Below are 14,029 nucleotides of genomic sequence, written 5' to 3'. Positions count from 1 at the left end.
TCAGGCCTTGATGGGGGTGAGCGAGCCCATGCCCTTGGGCGTCTTGATGGTGGCGCAGGTGCCTGCGGGCACAAACTTCCAGGCGTTGCCCTGGTAGTCCACCTTGGCGGAGCCCGCACAGGTGGTGCCGGGGCCGGCGGCGCAGTCGTTCTTGCCAGCCATCGAGACGCCGTAGCACTTCTCCATGGCGGGCTTGGCACCTTCCATGGGGGCGGAGGTGGTTTGGGCCATGGCGGCGCCAGAGGTCAGGGCTACAAGGGCAAGGGCGCCGAGGCTGAGGGTGCGAGTGGTCATGGTACGGTTCTCCGAGGGTTGGGTCAGGGTTGAATCCGATCGGGGTGCAGCGAGAGGCCGCGTTGAACTGCCCGATCTGCGTTGTAATTCGCGCAGCGCAACTTGCGGGTTACAGCGCTGTACGAAAAATTTCGGAGCGGCATGGCGAAACATTTTTTTGCGATGCCTGTAACCCAATGGCTCCGGCATACGAATTTCCTGCAGGGAGACACCATGGAGAGTGTGGAAGAACGCCTGCGCGGCTTGTTGATGCAGGGGCTGGATGCCGACGCAGCCGCCTACCAGCGCTTTTTGAAAGAGCTGAGCGCCCACCTGCGCGCCTTTTTGCGCCGCCGCCTCGCGCAGCGGCCCGATGAGGTGGAAGACCTGGTGCAGGAGACGCTGCTGGCGGTGCATAACCAGCGCCACACCTACCGGCCCGAGATGCCGGTGACGGCCTGGGTGCACGCGATTGCGCGCTACAAGCTCATCGACTGGTTGCGCTCGCATGCCGTCAAAGAGGGGCGCAACGACCCGCTGGACGATGCCGACGAGTTGTTTGCCCGCAGCGACAGCGAGGCCGCCGAAGCCCGGCGGGACCTGGGGCAGTTGCTGCGCACGCTGCCCGACAAGCAGCGGCTGCCGATTGAGTATGTGAAATTGGAAGGTTTGTCGGTGGTCGAGACGGCGCGCCTCACGGGGCTGTCGGAATCGGCTGTCAAAGTCGGCGTGCACCGGGGGCTCAAGGCCCTGGCCGCCAAGATCAGGGGAATGGCATGAAAACCGATGAATTGATCCACTTGCTGGCCACCGATGACCGGCTGGTGCAGCGCAACGCGATAGAGCAGCGCTTTGTGGTGGCCGCACTGGCGGGCATTGCCGGCGCCGGGGTGCTGATGCTGGCCCTGTTCGGTCTGCGCCCTGATCTGCTGGCCACCATGGCGCTGCCCATGTTCTGGGGCAAGCTGGTGTTTGCCGCCGCGCTCGCTGCTGCCGGGCTGGCGCTGCTGCGCCGCATGGCCCGCCCTGGCATGGCGCTGGGCCACGCAGCCCTGTGGCTGGCCATGCCGCCGCTGGTGCTGTGGGCCATGGCCTTGTGGGCGTTGTCGCAGGTGTCCGCCGCAGAGCGCATGCCGCTCATCCTGGGCAGCACCTGGCGCACCTGCCCGTTCAATATCGCGGCGCTGTCGGTGCCGGCATTTGTTGCAGGCTTTTGGGCCCTCAAGGGCGCTGCCCCCACGCGCCTGGTGTGGACGGGTGCGGGCGCTGGTTTGCTGGCGGGTGCGCTGGGCGCCTTGGTGTACGCCCTGCATTGCCCCGAAATGGCCACGCCCTTCCTGGCTGTCTGGTATGTGGCGGGCATGGCCATCCCGACTGCGCTGGGGGCGGTGCTGGGGCCGCGCCTGCTGCGTTGGTGAGGGGGCGCGGCAAGTGTGCCAAGCGCCCTGGTGGTTCAGGCGCTGACGCGTTTGTTGTAGGCGCGGAAAACCGTGTCCAGCGTCCAGCCCTGCGATTCGTAGAGGGACTGTGCGGTGGTGTTGGTGTGTGCTGTGGTCAGGTCCATGCGCACCTTTCCATGGGTGCGGGCCGTGGCTTCTGCTGCCATCAGCAAGCTGCGCCCGGCGCCTGTCTTGCGGGCCGCGGGGGCCACGAACAGGTCGTACAGCGTGTAGATAGGTGCGGCCTCCACCGAGCAGAACGTGGGGTAGAGCTGGCAAAAGCCTACCGCCATTTGCGACGCATCCAGCGCCAGCAGGATCACCGACTCTTCACGCTCTAACCGCTCCGCGATGAAGGCCTTCGCTCCGGCCAGGTCTGGTGCCTGCTCGTAGAACTGTCGGTAGGCATCAAACAGCGGCGCGATCGTGTCGGCGTCGGCTGGGGTGGCAAGGCGGATGTGAACAGTGGTCATGGAGACGTTGGGACGGCTGTGGGGCGCGAAACTGCATCAGGTTCTTGCAAGGCTGTACCCCGGATGGAATACAGGCGGACGCGGATTGTAGGAGGGGCTGTCCACGTCTTGGGCGGTCGCGTGCAGGGTCAGGCAACGTCGCTGCGGGGCTGCAGCCACTGCGCCACCGCCTCCACCCGCGCCTGGTGGATCAACGCACCCACCTGCGGCCCAGTCACACCCTTGGCCGCCGCCTGCGCTGCAATGTCGCGCGTGACGACCGATTGGACGGCCGCCAGCACAGCCGCCAGCCGCGGGCGCTGCGGGTAGGCGGATTCTTCAAACCCCAGCCGTCCGCGCGCATCACACTCGCAGGCTAGCAGGATGTCGGCAAAACGTTCGGGCTTGCGGATGGCGTCGCAGCGCTCCAGCAGGCGCACCAGCGCGGCGGCCGACAGATCGGTGCTGCGGTGGATGTGGCCATGTTCGCGCGCCACCACATCGGCCGTCTCGCGGCAGTCCACGGGCACGCGCAGGCGTTCGGCCACGTCTTTCAGCAGCTCCGCACTGCGCTCCTCATGCCCGATGTGGCGCGGCAGCATATCGGCGGCCGTGGTGCCCTTGCCCAGGTCATGCACCAGGCAGGCAAAGCGCACCGTGAGCGGCGCCTCCAGCCGCGCAGCCATGTCCAGCACCATCATCAGGTGCACGCCGGTGTCCACCTCGGGGTGGTACTCGGCCCGCTGGGGCACGCCCCACAGGCGCGCCACCTCGGGCAGTAGCACCTGCAGCGCGCCACACTCGCGCAGCACCTCGAACATGCGGGACGGCTTGTCCTCCATCAGCCCCCGCGCCAGCTCCTGCCATACGCGCTCGGCCACCAGGTGGTCCACCTCGCCGTGTTGCACCATCTCGCGCATCAGCTGCATGGTTTCGGGCGCCACCGTGAAATCAGTAAACCGCGCCGCAAACCGCGCCACGCGCAGGATGCGCACCGGGTCTTCGCGGAAGGCATCGGTCACATGGCGCAGCACCCGTGCCTCGATGTCTCTGGCACCAAAATATGGGTCAAATATGCCGCCAGCGCTTATTCCATAAGCGCTAGTAGCTATTGCATTGATAGTAAGGTCGCGTCGCGAAAGGTCTTCTTCCAGCGTCACATCGGGCGAGCTGTGCACCTCAAAACCCCGATAGCCGCGCCCGCTCTTGCGCTCGGTGCGGGCCAGCGCGTATTCCTCGCGTGTCTCGGGGTGCAAAAACACCGGGAAGTCTCGGCCCACGGGCAGGTAGCCCAGCTTCAACATCTGCTCGGGCGTGGCGCCCACCACCACCCAGTCGTGGTCATTCACCGGCCGGCCCAGCAGCTTGTCGCGGACGGCGCCGCCCACCATGTAGATTTGCATCGGCGTAGTTTAGGCCGGGCCCTCGGCCGTATATTCCAGCCCACCATGTCCCTATCGTCAGACCTCACCATTGCCCAGCTCAACCCCGATGGCAGCGTGCCCGTGCCCACGGCGCCCGACGCAGCGGCCAACGCCGCCGCCGAAGCCCTGCAGCGCGAGGCGCAGTTTGAAGCCCTCAAGGCCAAGGTGGACGACCTGCAAGAGATCCTGGCCAAGCCGCTGAACGAAATCCTGGCCGACCGCGACAAGTTCAAAGAGGCGATGGCCGCGTGGGATGCCTTTGGCGCCATGTGGATGCTGTCGCAGCGCGCCATGAAGCGCGTGGCGCTGGACCTGGCAGCGCAGCAGGGCGTGAGCGACGAAGAGGTGGTGGCGCGTGCGCTGGCCTATGCCAACCAGGTGCTCAACGCGGAAGAGGAAGACCTGGGCGGTACCGTCGCCCCCGCCCAGCTGGCGCACATCGCGCGGCACAAGCCGTTTTTGCGCAAGCAGTTTCGGTAGCGGGGCTCCCTGCGCAGTGCTTGTTCAGCCAAACACCGGCCTGAAAAAACTCCGCTCATAACTCACGATGCACTCGGTTTCCGCGGCATACCGAAACGCCGCCTGGCATTCCGCATCCTGCATCGACTGTTCGCGGTACACCTCGTAGGCCGCGAGGCTGTCAAACGTGAACAGCGCCAGCGCGATGTTGTTGGCGCCCTCACTGGGCATGAAGTAGCCATGGTGCTGCCCGCCGAACTTTTCGACGAGCGGAATCCACAGTTTTCCGTAGTGCTCGAACTCTTTCAGCTTGCGGGTGTTGAGCACGTAGCGCAGATAGATGGTGACGGCCATGGTGCGGCTCAGCCTTCGGTATGCCGCAGGCGGTAGGGCTCTTCAAAGTCCAGAAAATCTTTCTCGGCCAGCGCGTCGTCGATCCAGGCTTTCACCCCCGGCAGGGCGCGCACGCGGTCCACATACGCGCTGATGTGCGGCGGCAGGGGCAGCGCGTAGCTGTGCAGGCGCATGCACACAGGGGCAAAGTAGGCGTCGGCAATGGTGAACTCGCCAAACAGCATCGGCCCGCCGTGCTCTTGCAACAGGGCGCTCCACATCTCCACCAGGCGGTTCACATCGGCGCGCACGCCAGCCTGGTCGCGCCAGATCAGCGCGCCGGTGTCGGCCAGGTTCGCCTCGATGTTCATGGGGCAGTTGCCGCGCAGGGCGGTAAAGCCGCTGTGCATCTCCGCGCAGACGCTGCGGGCGCGTGCGCGGGCCTTGGCGTCTGCGGGCCAGAGGTTTTTGTCGAGGTGGTTTTCGGCCACATATTCGGCAATCGCCAGCGTGTCCCACACCACCAGGTCGCCATCTACCAGCACGGGCACCTTGCCGGTGGGGCTCACGGGGGCCATCACACGCTTGAACTCCGAATCGGCATCAAAACTGTCAAAGCGCACCCGCACTTCTTCAAACACGATGCCCGCCTGCTTGAGCAGCACCCAGGGGCGCATGGACCAGGAGGAGTAATTCTTGTTGCCGATGTAGAGCTTGAGCATGGGGGCACCTGAAAAATGAAGGTCAGCTCGCCATGCTAGCGGCTGCGCGATGCGCCAGCGATGCCAAAAAAGGCCTGAATGATGCGTAGCGCGCATCACCGGGCCCCGAGGAGCCGGTCTGGCCGCTCAGACAGGCCAGACTACCCCGTTGTCGTTCAGGATGGCGTCGAGCGGCAGGTCGAACTCCTCAGGCTCGAAATCATCCAGGTAGCCATGGGTGAAGCCCAAGCCCACGGTGAACGGCTTGGGTTGCAGCGTGGCCAGCGTGCGGTCGTAAAACCCACCGCCATAGCCCAGCCGGTAGCCACCCGGCGCGTAGCCCACGCACGGAACAAACAGCAGTGTGGGCACGATGACCTCGGTGTCCTTGGGCTTGGGGATGCCGTAGGCGTCTTCTTCCATGGGACAGCCGGGGTGCCAGGCGTGGAAGGTCAGCGTTTTGTGCACCTTGTTGACCACCGGCAGGCCGATGCGGCGGCGCTGCGGTTCGTCCAGCAGCTCGCCGTCTTCCTTCCAGCGGTGCAGGGCGGGCAGTGGGTCAAACTCGCCTTTGATGGGCCAATAGGCGCCGATCACAGTGTCGGGCCGGTTCACCAGCCAGATGCGCATCACCTGCTGTAACAGGTCGGATCGCTGTAGGCGATCAGGCAAGTTGAGGCGTTCTTCTATCAACGCGCGCCGAAGGGCTGCTTTGTCCATCAGATAATTCCCCCATGCAATTGTTTCGAATTCTGACACCCCTTGTCGCCAGCGCCCTGCTGGCCACCGCTGTGCCCCTTGTCCAGGCGCAAAACAAGGGTGACGATACCCTGCTGGAGATGCAGCAGGCGTTTCGCAAAGGCGACCGCAACAAGCTCGCACAGCTGCTGCCCTCCGCCCGCGGCCATGCGCTGGAGCCCTGGGCGGCTTATTGGGAGCTGAAAGCCCGCCTCGGCGAGGCCCAACCCGCCGAAATCCAGTCCTTCATGCAACGCTACGCTGGCAGCTACCAGGAAGACCGCATGCGCAACGACTGGCTGCTGCTGCTGGGCCAGCGGCGCAACTGGGCGCAGTTTGCCGAGCAGCACCCCAGCTACCGCATGTCCGACGACCGCGAGGTGCGCTGTTATGCCTTGCTCATCGACCAGATCAAAGGTACGGCACCCGCCACGGTGGGCGACGATGTGCGCAGCAACTGGTATGCCATCCGCGACGCCGACGACGGCTGCACCCATGCGGCAGGTGAACTCTACGGTTACAAAAAACTCACTGCGCTCGACATCTGGCGCAAGGCGCGCCTGGGCGTGGAGGCCAACCGGCAGCGTGTGGTGCGCAATGCGGTCGAGATCGTCTCGCCCGACTCGCTACCACTGCTCAAAGAAGTGCTGGACGCCCCCACCAAGTTCCTGCTGTCGCGCGCTACGGCACGCGGTAACGCCCGCCAGGAGCTGGTGCTGCTGGCCCTGATCAAGCTGGCGGGCGGCGACCCCGACGGCGCCGCGCAGCAGCTCGACAGCAAATGGAGCGTGCACCTGACGCCCGAAGAGCGCAACTGGGCCTGGGGCGTGATCGGCAAGGCCGCTGCGCAAAAGCTCTCGGGCAGCGCTGCGGGCTACTTTGCCAACGTGACCAAAGACAGCGATCTGAACGACGAGTTGCTGGGCTGGAAGGTGCGCGCTGCATTGCGTGCCGGCCAGTGGAAGGCGGTGGGCAAGGCCGTGGACGCCATGAGTGCCGAAGCCCGCCAGGACAGTACCTGGGCGTACTGGAAGGCCCGCTCGCTGCTGGCAGGAAAGCCCAGCGAGACCGACCGCGCCGAGGCCCGCCAGTTGCTGGAGGCCATCGCCAGCACCCGCGGCTTTTACGAGATGCTGGCGCTGGAGGAACTGGGCCAGCGCATCACCACGCCCCCGGCCCCTGCGCCGCTGACGACCGAAGAAAAAGCCGCCGCCCGCGCCAACCCCGGGCTCAACCGTGGCCTGTACGCCATCCTGCTCGGCCTGCGCAGCGAGGGCGTGCGCGAGTGGAACTACACCACCAACCTGCACCAGAGCGGTGGCATGGCCGACCGCGAACTGCTGGCCGCCGCCGATTTTGCGTGCCAGCGCGAGGTGTGGGACCGCTGCATCAACACCAGCGAACGCACCAAGGGGTTCATCGAGACGAGCCAGCGCTTCCCCACCCCCTTCCGCAACGCAGTCGTGGAGCGTGCCAACGGCATCGGCCTAGACCCTGCCTATGTGTACGGCCTGATCCGCCAGGAAAGCCGCTTCATCATGGACGCGCGCTCGCATGTGGGCGCATCGGGCCTGATGCAGGTCATGCCCGCCACTGCGCGCTGGACGGCCAAAAAGATCGGTTTGAACGGCTTCACGGCCGACCAGATCAACGACCGCGACACCAACATCACCATCGGCACGGCCTACCTCAAGCTCGCTCTGGACGACTTTGCGGGCTCCATGCCCATGGCCGCCGCCGCCTACAACGCCGGCCCGGGCCGCCCGCGCAGTTGGCGCAACGGCCCCGTGCTGGACGCCTCCATCTGGGCCGAAAACGTGCCGTTTGCCGAAACGCGCGACTACGTGAAGAAGGTGCTGTCCAACACCACCAACTATGCCGCCATGCTGACCGGCCAGCCTCAGTCGCTCAAGAGCCGACTGGGCACCATCGGCCCGCGCGATGCGGCGGCGCCGGAGGTGAACAAGGATCTGCCTTGATTGTTGAGTGGATGCTATAAATAAAAGAGCTATCAGCGCTTATTGAATAAGCGCTAGAGCCTGTTTTTATCAATAAATGGAGGGGAAGCCATGAGAAAGCTGGGTTGGGTGGCCGTGGCCGCCGCGGTGATGGTTCTGGGCGCTGTCGCCCACGCGCAGCCGGTGTACAAGTGGGTCGATGCCAATGGCAAGACCCACTATGGGTCGCAACCACCCCCTGCCAAGCAGGATGCCGAGCCGATGAAGCTGCAGAGCAACAACGGCACCAGTGGTAGTGCGGGCAGTGTAGGCAGCAAGAGCGGCACGGCGGGCAAGTCTGCGGGTGCCACCCAGTACAACGCAGACGGCACCAAGAAGATTTCCAAAGACGTGGAAGAGTTTGGCGAGGGGCTCAAAAAGTCCCTGGGCACGGTGGATGGCCAACAGGTGGCGCTCAACTGCTCCACCGCTGTGGACAACATCAAATACCAGGCCGACCTGATGCTGGAAGTGGGTCAGAAGAACGTGCGCGACGGCTACATGACCCAAGCCGCTTTCGACAGCACGGCCCCCAAGATCCGCGAAGCCAAGGGCAAATACAGCGTGTCGGACTGCCAGGGCGCGTCGGGCAACAAGAAGTCGTTTTACCAGTGCATGTCCAGCAGTAAGAACCACGTGACGGGCTGCGACAAGCAATTCAAGCATTGATGGGGTGGTCTTGGGTTGCTGGGCAGGTGGCGGAGGGCCGGAGGAACGACCCGCTGCCTGCTTGCGGCCAGAAGCTGTCGTCCGGTAGGTAGCTGTGAAAGGCAGGTCTAGGTTGATCACAGTCAATCAAGCACTGTGAAATTTGCGACAGATGTCGTTAGCCATCACTGTTGACGGTGCTTAACTTGCGCACAGGCGTCGTCTGCAAGCACCCCATACCTTCCAAGGCGGCCTCCACCGCCTCATCCAGCGGCGTATGCGGCTCATGCCCAAGCGTCGAGACCAGCTTGGCGTTGCTCATCTTTACCCGCGTGCTCCACAAATAGCGCATCTGACATAGCTCTCGCAGGGTCGGTACAAAGGGCGCAGCAAGCACGGTAAGCCACCAGGGGAAGGCTCTCACTTTGGGCTTGACTCCTCCGCGCTTGACTACCACGCGGCAGATCGCTTCCGCCAACTGGGTGCCGTCTGCGTCCCAATGACCGGCCGTGTGGAAGGCGGCAAAGGGATCCAACGTGCTACGCAGCTGCAACAGCTCCACCATAGTGCGGGCTACGTCGGGTAGGTAAGACCACTGGTGGCCCATGCCGGGTGCGTTGGGCACACTAATAGACTTAACCGGCTGACCGGGCTTTAGCATGCCCTGCGAGAACCAGCTACTGCCCAGCTTGGGTCCGAAGAAGTCCCCCGCACGCACCAGGAGCACTCTGCAGTTCTGGCTGCTGGCCTGCTTCAGACGCTGCTCCATCTCCACACGTATGCTTCCCTTCCGGGTGATGGGCTGCTGCGGTGAATCCTCATGTAACGTGGGAAAGGAGCTGGGACCGTAGTTGTAGACTGTGCCAGGCAGCACGATAGTAGCTCCGTTAGCATGCGCGGCGGCGATGGTGTTGTCCAGCATGGGCAGTACCAGCTCACCCCAACGACGATAACCGGGTGGGTTGACTGCGTGCACTATGACGGAACAGCCTTCTGCTGCTGCCAGCACGTCCTCGCGGTTCATGGCGTCGCGCCGCTCAATTTGCTGCTCACCGCTTCGGCGCAATGCACGCACTGTCCAGCCAGCATCGCGTAATTGCCGAGCCATTTCGCCACCAATGCCGCCGGTGGCTCCTAGAACCAAGGCCGTGTTGCTTTCCATTCATTACCCCCGGATGTGTTGCGATGGCAAGGAGTTTCTAGCGGGCACTGCTATTAAGCAATTGACCAAGATGTGATAGTCGCCATACATTTTCGTATGACCATCAACAACACCGATATTGGCTGGGAGCTGTATCGCACCTTTTGGGGCGTACTGGAAGAGGGCTCGCTGTCCGGTGCAGCGCGCTCCATGGGAATTGCCCAGCCCACCGTGGGGCGGCATGTCGACGCACTGGAAACAGCATTGGGCGTGACGCTGTTTACCCGTTCGCAAACGGGGCTACTACCCACCGAGGCGGCGCTAGCGCTGCAGCCGTTTGCCCTGACCATGTACAGCGCTGCCGCTGCGCTGAAGCGCGCGGCCGAAAGCCAAGGCTCAGGTATCCAAGGCACAGTGCGAGTTACGGCCAGCGAGGTGATAGGGCAAGAGGTATTACCACCTATCCTGGCGAAACTGCAGGACACACACCCGGACCTGACGGTAGAACTGGTGCTGACCAACAGGGTGCAGGACCTCCTGCAGCGCGAAGCCGACATCGCCGTGCGCATGACACAGCCCAGACAGGAGCAACTAATTGCCCGATGCGTTGGAGTGATGCCACTTGGCTTTCATGCGCACAAACGCTATCTGGACAAGCACGGGACTCCCAGCTCTCTGGCTGATCTGGCTCAGCACGCGCTGATTGGCTTTGATGAAGAGACGCCGTTCGTGCGTGCCGCACGCAAGGCATTCCCAATCTGGAACCGCGAAAACTTTGCGGTGCGTACCGACAACGACATGGCACAGATTGCGCTGATCCGAGCTGGCTGCGGTATTGGCGTGTGCCAAATGCATATAGCGGCGCGCGACCTGAATCTGGTGAACATATTGCCTGGCAGCATTCCGCTGAGCCTGGAGACCTGGCTCACCATGCACGAAGATCTGCGCAATAACCCGAGCTGCAAGGTGACATTTGATGCACTGTTGAAGGGGCTACAAGACTACGTGACTCCCTAGCAAGTCGACATCGATCTGACCAGATGAGGTTGCTTGCCAATGACTGAAGAACCTGACTTAGTTGACGGTGTGAGAAAAGAGCCTTGGCGTCTACCAAGGCTCTTTTTCATACTTCCGGCGCTTTTACTACGCAGGCAGGGCGACCAGTGGGTTTCCGTACATAGGGTCATCCTTTTTTGAGGCCAGTGCCTTTTCAAGGTTGATGCCCAGGGCCTTGGCTACGCCTGCACCGTATGCAGGGTCTGCGGCGTGGCAATTGCGGATGTGACGGAACTTGATGAACTCTGGAGCGTCGCCCATGGCTCTGCCGGTGTTGCCAAAAAGCGCTTCCTTCTGACCGTCGTTCATTAGACGGAACAACTTGCCAGGTTGCTCGAAGTAGTTGTGGTCATCTTTGTCGTAGCTCCAGTGGGCTGCATTGCCGGTGAGCTTGAGCGGCGGCTCCGAGAACTGCGGCTGGCCCTGCCATTGGCCAAAGCTGTTGGGTTCGTAGTGCGGCAAAGCACCATAGTTGCCATCGACCCGCCCCTGACCATCGCGGTGGTTGCTGTGCACTGGGCAGCGAGCCTGATTGACAGGGATCTGGTGGTAATTTACGCCCAGTCGATAGCGCTGAGCATCGGCGTAGTTGAAAAGGCGTGCTTGCAGCATACGGTCCGGACTGACACCGATACCAGGTACCAGATTGCTAGGGGAAAAGGCCACCTGTTCAACGTCGGCGAAAAAGTTCTCGGAGTTTTTGTTCAGCTCGAACTCACCAACTTCGATGAGCGGATAGTCGCCCTTGTACCAGACCTTGGTCAGATCGAACGGATGCAAGGCGTACTTCTCCGCATCAGCCTCTGGCATGACCTGAATAAACATCGTCCACTTGGGATATTCGCCACGTTCGATGGCTTCATACAGATCGCGCTGATGGCTTTCACGATCCTGGGCGACCAATTCGCCGGCCTCTGCATCGGTAAGGTTCTTGATGCCCTGCTGGGTCCGGAAATGCATCTTGACCCAGAAACGCTCGCCGGCCTGGTTCCAGAGGCTGTAGGTGTGCGAGCTGAAACCGTGCATATGACGGTAGCTGGCAGGGATGCCGCGATCGCTCATGACGACAGTGACTTGGTGCAGAGCTTCGGGCAGAAGCGTCCAGTAATCCCAATTGTTGGTGGCGCTGCGCAAGTTTGTGCGAGGGTCGCGTTTGACGGCCTTATTCAGATCAGGGAACTGGCGAGGATCGCGGATGAAGAACACCGGAGTGTTATTGCCCACCATGTCCCAGTTTCCCTCTTCGGTATAGAACTTCAGAGCAAAACCACGGATATCGCGCTCGGCATCGGCCGCACCGCGCTCCCCAGCTACCGTAGTGAAGCGGGCAAACATCTCCGTCTTCTTTCCTACCTCGCTGAAAATCTTAGCGCGGGTGTACTTGGTGATGTCGTGCGTGACCGTGAATGTGCCGAAGGCACCCGATCCCTTGGCGTGCATGCGGCGCTCTGGGATGACCTCGCGCACAAAACCGGCCAGCTTTTCATTCAGCCAGACATCCTGAGCCAATAAGGGGCCGCGAGGACCTGCAGTGAGGCTGTCGCGGTTAGTGACCACGGGGGCGCCGAAGTCAGTAGTCATGTGGGTTACGGGGCACTTTTTGGTGTCGTCGCTCATGAATTTCTCCTAATTGGTTGTGGGGCCATCAACAACTGTAGACTAGGTGTTTGATCGCAAGTTTTGATGGTGCAATCTTTTACCTTGAATAGAAGGAAGCATTATGGGCCAGATTCTGCACGGAAGTGCCACAACGACAAAGGTTGTCCGTCGATCAATACAAAATAGTCAACGCTTTCTGCGCGCCATGAAATCAACCTGAAAACGATAGTGAGGTGGAAGAAACGGACCCCGATCACAGGTCGGCCTATAGGGTCGCATGACTGCTTAGGGCCCAAAGCTGCCCCAGACACTGCTAAGCCCAATCACACGTTGTGCAGGATCTCCCCCTGACGCAGCGCTGCTCCAGACCGCACTAAATCATCGGCCAAGTCCTGCAGCCACGCATCCTCGGGCTGATCGCCGAAATGGGCTTGGCGCAGCATGCCGAAGTAGGGCGTGGCCTGGGCCCAGGTAGTAAGGTCGGCCATGCTGATCTGCTGCCACTCCAGCAGCTTGTATTTCAGCAGCACCTTGGCCGCATACAGCGCATGCTTGCCGGGGTTGCGCACAAAGCCGTCCAGGCGGCGGCGGGCGCCGTCGATGGCACGGGGTGCATCCGCAAACACCGGCCCGTGGCCTGGGATGACGACCTGGGGCGACAGCTTCTCGATCACATCCAGCGTGGCCGCGACCTCGGCAAAAGCGTCATCGCCTTCCAGCTCGGGGAATACGACACCAAAACCGTTTTCCCACAACGCATCGGCCGAGATCAGCACGCGGCCCTGGGGCTCGAACAACACCACCGAATGCGGGTCGTGCCCCGGCGCGGCATGCACCTGCCAGGGCTTGTCGCCCAGCAGCACGCAAGAGCCGGGCATCAGCAGCGTATCGGCCCGAAAGGGCGGGCATTCCTGGCCTGTGGGGGTGTAGCTCAGCGCGTACGCATCCCACTGGCGCACATGGTCGGCCTGGCCGGGCGGGATGGCCGTAAGCACGCCGGGCCAGGCCTTTTGCAGCGCCGCGTTGCCGCCGCAGTGGTCGCTGTGCAGGTGGGTGTTGAGCACGCGATCGAGCCTGCGGCCTGCAAGGGCGCCGCGCACCAGGTCCACGGTCTGCTCGGCATGGCTGCAATAGCCCGTGTCCACGATGGCGGTGTCGTGGTGGCCGATGAAGAGGATGTTGTTGGCCGACAGCCAGCCGCGTTCTAGGACGGTGATTTCGGGGGGCAGGAGATCGTGGGGCGCTGTGGTGGGCATGGGGCAGGAATTCGGGGGCTTCGGTGGCGGGCATCAACGCCGCGCCGTGGGCTGCTGCCCAGCCTACCGCAGGTAGCCCCTGCCCAAAGCCCTCCAAAACCCGCAGGCCAGCGGCCCCGGCTGTATCAGAACGTCACGCCCGCCACCAGGATTACGTTGGCGTACGGGGTGCACTCGCCCGTGCGCACCATCACGCGGGCCTGTTGGGTCAAGCGCTTGAAGTCGTCGTGCGATACGGTCTGGGGCTGCACCGGGAGATGGCACCAGGCGGGCAGTTGGCCTCCATTTCGCTCCACCGCTTCGGTGGCGATCAGGGTTTTTTCGACCTGCATTTCTTCCAGCACCACCCGCAGCACATCGGCCACGGCCGGGATGCCGGGGGTGAGCGCCAGGTCGATGCGGCGCGGGCCGGGCGGGATGGGCAGGCCCACGTCGCCGATCACCAGCATGTCGCCGTGGCCCAGGGTGGCGATGGCGTGGGAGAGTTCGGCGTGCAACAGGGCGGTGCGTTTC

General features: G+C 63.0%; 16 protein-coding genes and 1 pseudogene. 7 read left to right on the top strand and 10 right to left on the bottom strand.

The genetic code is table 11. The annotated features are described in order from the left end of the window. Positions 1 to 294, bottom strand: a complete 294-nt coding sequence (locus tag NFX52_RS10405; RefSeq protein WP_055396434.1) for a BufA1 family periplasmic bufferin-type metallophore — start codon at positions 292 to 294, stop codon at positions 1 to 3. A gap of 213 nt (positions 295 to 507) precedes the next feature. Between NFX52_RS10405 and NFX52_RS10400 the strand changes: the two genes are divergently transcribed. Together NFX52_RS10400 and NFX52_RS10395 are read left to right on the top strand one after the other, a co-directional pair. After that, entirely contained in the window at positions 508 to 1,053 is a 546-nt protein-coding gene (locus NFX52_RS10400; RefSeq protein ID WP_055396436.1) for a sigma-70 family RNA polymerase sigma factor, read from the top strand. Then, on the top strand, positions 1,050 to 1,691 hold the full coding sequence (locus NFX52_RS10395; protein WP_252635629.1) for an NrsF family protein: 642 nt from the start codon (positions 1,050 to 1,052) through the stop codon (positions 1,689 to 1,691). The genes NFX52_RS10400 and NFX52_RS10395 overlap by 4 nt, the downstream gene beginning before the upstream one ends. Positions 1,692 to 1,726: 35 nt before the next feature. On the opposite strand, the gene NFX52_RS10390 is transcribed toward NFX52_RS10395, so the two are convergent. After that, positions 1,727 to 2,185, bottom strand: a complete 459-nt coding sequence (locus tag NFX52_RS10390; RefSeq protein WP_055396440.1) for a GNAT family N-acetyltransferase — start codon at positions 2,183 to 2,185, stop codon at positions 1,727 to 1,729. A 128-nt stretch (positions 2,186 to 2,313) separates the two neighbouring features. Then, on the bottom strand, positions 2,314 to 3,567 hold the full coding sequence (locus tag NFX52_RS10385) for a multifunctional CCA addition/repair protein (RefSeq protein WP_055396442.1): 1,254 nt from the start codon (positions 3,565 to 3,567) through the stop codon (positions 2,314 to 2,316). Between the two features lie 45 nt (positions 3,568 to 3,612). On the opposite strand from NFX52_RS10385, the gene NFX52_RS10380 reads away from it, so the two are divergent. Then, positions 3,613 to 4,068, top strand: a complete 456-nt coding sequence (locus NFX52_RS10380) for a hypothetical protein (RefSeq protein ID WP_055396444.1) — start codon at positions 3,613 to 3,615, stop codon at positions 4,066 to 4,068. Positions 4,069 to 4,092: 24 nt separating this feature from the next. Here NFX52_RS10380 and NFX52_RS10375 read toward each other — a convergent pair whose 3' ends face one another. The 3 genes from NFX52_RS10375 to NFX52_RS10365 all read right to left on the bottom strand — a co-directional run bounded on the left by NFX52_RS10375 (position 4,093) and on the right by NFX52_RS10365 (position 5,801). Beyond that, complete coding sequence (locus NFX52_RS10375; RefSeq protein WP_055396446.1) at positions 4,093 to 4,401, bottom strand: NIPSNAP family protein; 309 nt, start codon at positions 4,399 to 4,401, stop codon at positions 4,093 to 4,095. An 8-nt stretch (positions 4,402 to 4,409) separates the two neighbouring features. After that, a complete protein-coding gene (locus NFX52_RS10370) occupies positions 4,410 to 5,102 on the bottom strand; it encodes a glutathione S-transferase family protein (RefSeq protein WP_055396448.1) in 693 nt (230 codons plus the stop codon). Between the two features lie 126 nt (positions 5,103 to 5,228). Further along, positions 5,229 to 5,801 carry a 5-formyltetrahydrofolate cyclo-ligase gene (locus NFX52_RS10365; protein WP_055396450.1) on the bottom strand — a complete coding sequence of 191 codons (573 nt, stop codon included), beginning with the start codon at positions 5,799 to 5,801 and terminating at the stop codon, positions 5,229 to 5,231. Between the two features lie 14 nt (positions 5,802 to 5,815). On the opposite strand from NFX52_RS10365, the gene NFX52_RS10360 reads away from it, so the two are divergent. Together NFX52_RS10360 and NFX52_RS10355 are read left to right on the top strand one after the other, a co-directional pair. After that, on the top strand, positions 5,816 to 7,798 hold the full coding sequence (locus NFX52_RS10360; protein ID WP_207401912.1) for a lytic transglycosylase domain-containing protein: 1,983 nt from the start codon (positions 5,816 to 5,818) through the stop codon (positions 7,796 to 7,798). 90 nt (positions 7,799 to 7,888) lie between these two features. Next, the gene (locus tag NFX52_RS10355; protein ID WP_055396454.1) at positions 7,889 to 8,485 is read left to right on the top strand and encodes a DUF4124 domain-containing protein; all 597 of its coding nucleotides are present in this window, start codon (positions 7,889 to 7,891) and stop codon (positions 8,483 to 8,485) included. A 157-nt stretch (positions 8,486 to 8,642) separates the two neighbouring features. Here the strand turns inward: NFX52_RS10355 and NFX52_RS10350 are convergent, their stop codons facing one another. Then, positions 8,643 to 9,626, bottom strand: a complete 984-nt coding sequence (locus NFX52_RS10350) for an NAD-dependent epimerase/dehydratase family protein (RefSeq protein WP_055396456.1) — start codon at positions 9,624 to 9,626, stop codon at positions 8,643 to 8,645. Positions 9,627 to 9,722: 96 nt separating this feature from the next. Between NFX52_RS10350 and NFX52_RS10345 the strand changes: the two genes are divergently transcribed. Next, the gene (locus NFX52_RS10345) at positions 9,723 to 10,622 is read left to right on the top strand and encodes a LysR family transcriptional regulator (RefSeq protein WP_055396457.1); all 900 of its coding nucleotides are present in this window, start codon (positions 9,723 to 9,725) and stop codon (positions 10,620 to 10,622) included. Between the two features lie 126 nt (positions 10,623 to 10,748). Here NFX52_RS10345 and NFX52_RS10340 read toward each other — a convergent pair whose 3' ends face one another. Further along, complete coding sequence (locus NFX52_RS10340) at positions 10,749 to 12,278, bottom strand: catalase (RefSeq protein ID WP_055396461.1); 1,530 nt, start codon at positions 12,276 to 12,278, stop codon at positions 10,749 to 10,751. Positions 12,279 to 12,381: 103 nt separating this feature from the next. Here NFX52_RS10340 and NFX52_RS10335 point away from each other — a divergent pair. Beyond that, positions 12,382 to 12,572: pseudogene (locus tag NFX52_RS10335) on the top strand (IS481 family transposase); the annotation flags it as partial. A gap of 11 nt (positions 12,573 to 12,583) precedes the next feature. Here the strand turns inward: NFX52_RS10335 and NFX52_RS10330 are convergent. Both NFX52_RS10330 and rbsD read right to left on the bottom strand, forming a co-directional pair. Further along, positions 12,584 to 13,516, bottom strand: coding sequence for an MBL fold metallo-hydrolase (locus NFX52_RS10330; protein WP_055396463.1), 933 nt, complete (start codon positions 13,514 to 13,516; stop codon positions 12,584 to 12,586). Positions 13,517 to 13,641: 125 nt separating this feature from the next. After that, the coding region (gene rbsD / locus NFX52_RS10325; protein WP_252635628.1) for a D-ribose pyranase at positions 13,642 to 14,029 on the bottom strand (388 nt) is incomplete at its 5' end.

The sequence above is a fragment of the Acidovorax facilis genome, assembly GCF_023913775.1.
Classification (GTDB): Bacteria; Pseudomonadota; Gammaproteobacteria; order Burkholderiales; family Burkholderiaceae_C; genus Acidovorax; species Acidovorax facilis.
Note: the sequence above shows the minus strand (reverse complement) of the source record. Positions and strands in the feature narration are given on the sequence as shown.